The sequence below is a fragment of the Inquilinus sp. genome, from assembly GCF_057815775.1.
The window spans coordinates 1-2,661 of the sequence record NZ_JBYRFX010001036.1 but is presented as its reverse complement, the minus strand read 5'-3'; the positions used below and the strand labels follow the sequence as shown (position 1 = coordinate 2,661).

The following is a 2,661-nucleotide window of genomic DNA, read 5'->3' as shown; positions in this document are numbered from 1 at the left end:
CTGGACGCCTTCCCCGACCCGTCGGTGCTGGATGGCGACGTGCGCGCCCGCCTGCCGCTGCTGCAGGGTGCGGCGCCGACCGCCCGCCACCTGGCGCATAACCAGTCCGGCCTGCGCGACTATTGTGCGGTGGCGATGCTGCACGGGTCGCCGGTCGAAGCGCCGTTCGGCGACACCGAGGCCGCGCGCGTGATCGCCGGCACCCGGACGCTGCAGTTCGCGCCGGGCACCCGCTATTCCTACGTCAACCAGAACTTCCGCATCCTGTCCGATGTGCTGGAGCAGCGGACCGGCCACAGCTTCGCCGAGCTGCTGCGCAGCCGCATCTTCGACCGCGCCGGTATGGACAGCGCCATTCTCGCCGCCGACACCCGCGCCATGCCCGACGGCACCGAGGGCTATGAGGGCACCCAGGCGGTCGGCTTCCGCGCGGCGGAGAACCGGATCCTGTGGACCGGCGATGCCGGCCTCGGCGCCAGCCTGGACGACATGATTGCCTGGGAACGCCACATCGACGCCACGCGCGACGACCCGGAGGGGCTGTACAACCGCCTGTCCGCCCCCACCAGCTTCGCCGACGGCGCCCCCGCCCCTTACGGCTTCGGCCTGGGCCGGGCGACCGAATTCGGCCGCGCCGTCACCGCCCATGGCGGCGCGTTGCGTGGCTGGCGCAGCCACCGGCTGCATGTGACGTCCGAACGCGTCTCGGTCGTGGTGATGTTCAACCATTTCGCCGACGCCAGCGCCGCGGCGATGGATTTGCTCGCCGCCGTGCTGGGCGCCGAGCGGCCAGGCCCCGATGTGAGCCTGCCGGCGCCGGAGTGGCTGGGTCCCTACACCGAGCCGGAAACCGGCCTGTCCGCCCGCATCGACGCGGCCGGGCCTGGCCGGGTGCGGCTGCGCTATGGCCACACGGCGGAGCGGCTGGATCTGCAGCCCGACGGCACCGCCGGCAGCACCCGGACCCGGCTGCGGCAGGCCGCGGACGGGCTGTGGTTGGACCGGCCGCAGGAGAACCAGAGCTCGCGCCTGGTCCCCTGCAGCGGCCCCGCCCCCATCACCGGCCTCGCCGGCCGCTATCGCAGCGAGGAGCTGCAGGCCGAGCTGGAGATCGCCGAGACCGGCGGCGTGCTGTATGGCGGCTTCTCCGGCTTCCTCGGTCAGGGGCGGATGGAACTGCTCGACCCGGTCGGGCCGGATGTCTGGACCCTGCCCTGCCCGCGCGCGCTGGACCACACGCCGCCCGGCGACTGGACCCTGGGGTTCCGCCGCGATGGATCGGGCCGCGTCGCCTCGGTCGAGCTCGGCTGCTGGCTGGCCCGCGGCCTGCGCTACGACCGCGTGGGGTGATCGCCGGTCAGGCCGGACACCGCCCCAGGATCCGCGGCGGCTGGTAGTTCAGCTGGATCACCAGGATGTCCGGCGACGGGCGGGCCATGGTCGCGAGGCCGTTGGTGCCGTGCAGCGCGGTCTCGCGCATGCCGTTGCCGGGATCGGTCTTGTCGAGCCCCAGCAAGCGCAGGAGCTGGGTCGCATCCGTGCTTTGCGAGAACAGGTTGCCGCCCAGCGATCGGAACGATGTGTCCATCTGCCGGTCCGTGCCCTCGCCGCGGACGGCCAGGATCGTGTAGTCGTCCTGGCGGCTGACATGCATGCCGACCTTGGCGCAAGCTTGCCGCACGACGTCCATGGCGCCGGCCGAAGGCTGCAGCACGCCCACATCGACCCAGATCCCTTCGATACCGTCGAAGATCTTCTTTGGATATTTCGTCAGGTAGTCCGAAGCGCTGGCAGCCTCGCCGACAAACAGCTGCTGCGCGGCCTGGTATTGGCCGATGACGTCCGACTGGGCTGCGGCAGGGCCGGTTGTCGCGGCCAGGGCGATCAGGACGGCTGCGATCCATCGCGACATGCAGGCTCTCCGTTTCATCATGGGGCGTACGGTCCGGTCGCCCGAGAATCTACCGTCGACGATGTTGCGATGTACACCTCCCGTCGATCACGGAACGGGTTGACCCGTCCGGAACAAAAATAGAACATTACCACCCTTGTTCCTGGAGGATGTCATGCCGAGCCAGACCGATAAGGCCGTCACGTTCCAGCGCCTGCATACCCGCCCCGGTGCCTTCGTCATCCCCAATCCCTGGGATGCGGGCACCGCCAGGCTGCTGGCCGGCCTGGGCTTCGAGGCGCTGGCCACCACCAGCGCCGGCTTCGCCTTCACCCTCGGCCGCAGCGACGGCGCCGGCCGGGTCAGCCGGGACGAGATCCTGGAGAACGCCCGCGCCATCGTCGAAGCCACCGACCTGCCGGTTTCCGCCGACCTCGAAGGCGGCTTTGGCGATGCGCCGGAGGCCGCGGCCGAAACCATCTGCCGCGCCGCCGGCGTCGGGCTGGTCGGCGGCTCGATCGAGGATGCGACCGGCCGGGCGGACGACCCGATCCACGGCTTCGAGCTGGCGGTGGAGCGGGTGCGGGCGGCGGTGGCGGCCGCGCGGTCCCTGCCCTTCCCCTTCACCCTGACCGCACGGTCCGAGAACTTCCTGCACGGCCGCCCCGACCTGGCCGACACCATCCGCCGGCTGCAGGCGTTCCAGGAGGCCGGGGCCGACGTGCTCTACGCCCCCGGCCTGGCCAGCCTGGACGACATCTCTGCCGTCG

At 71.3% G+C, this 2,661-nt stretch carries 3 protein-coding genes; 2 read left to right on the top strand and 1 reads right to left on the bottom strand.

Annotated features, from left to right (window positions below):
- Nucleotides 1-1,350, top strand: a 1,350-nt coding sequence (locus AC3XYG_RS36890; RefSeq protein WP_489144880.1) for a D-aminopeptidase, incomplete at its 5' end; no start/stop codon positions are given.
- 7 nt (nucleotides 1,351-1,357) lie between these two features.
- Here AC3XYG_RS36890 and AC3XYG_RS36885 read toward each other — a convergent pair.
- A complete protein-coding gene (locus AC3XYG_RS36885; RefSeq protein ID WP_489144879.1) occupies nucleotides 1,358-1,912 on the bottom strand; it encodes a hypothetical protein in 555 nt (184 codons plus the stop codon).
- A gap of 154 nt (nucleotides 1,913-2,066) precedes the next feature.
- Here AC3XYG_RS36885 and AC3XYG_RS36880 point away from each other — a divergent pair.
- On the top strand, nucleotides 2,067-2,661 hold a 595-nt coding region (locus AC3XYG_RS36880), incomplete at its 3' end, for an isocitrate lyase/PEP mutase family protein (protein WP_489144878.1).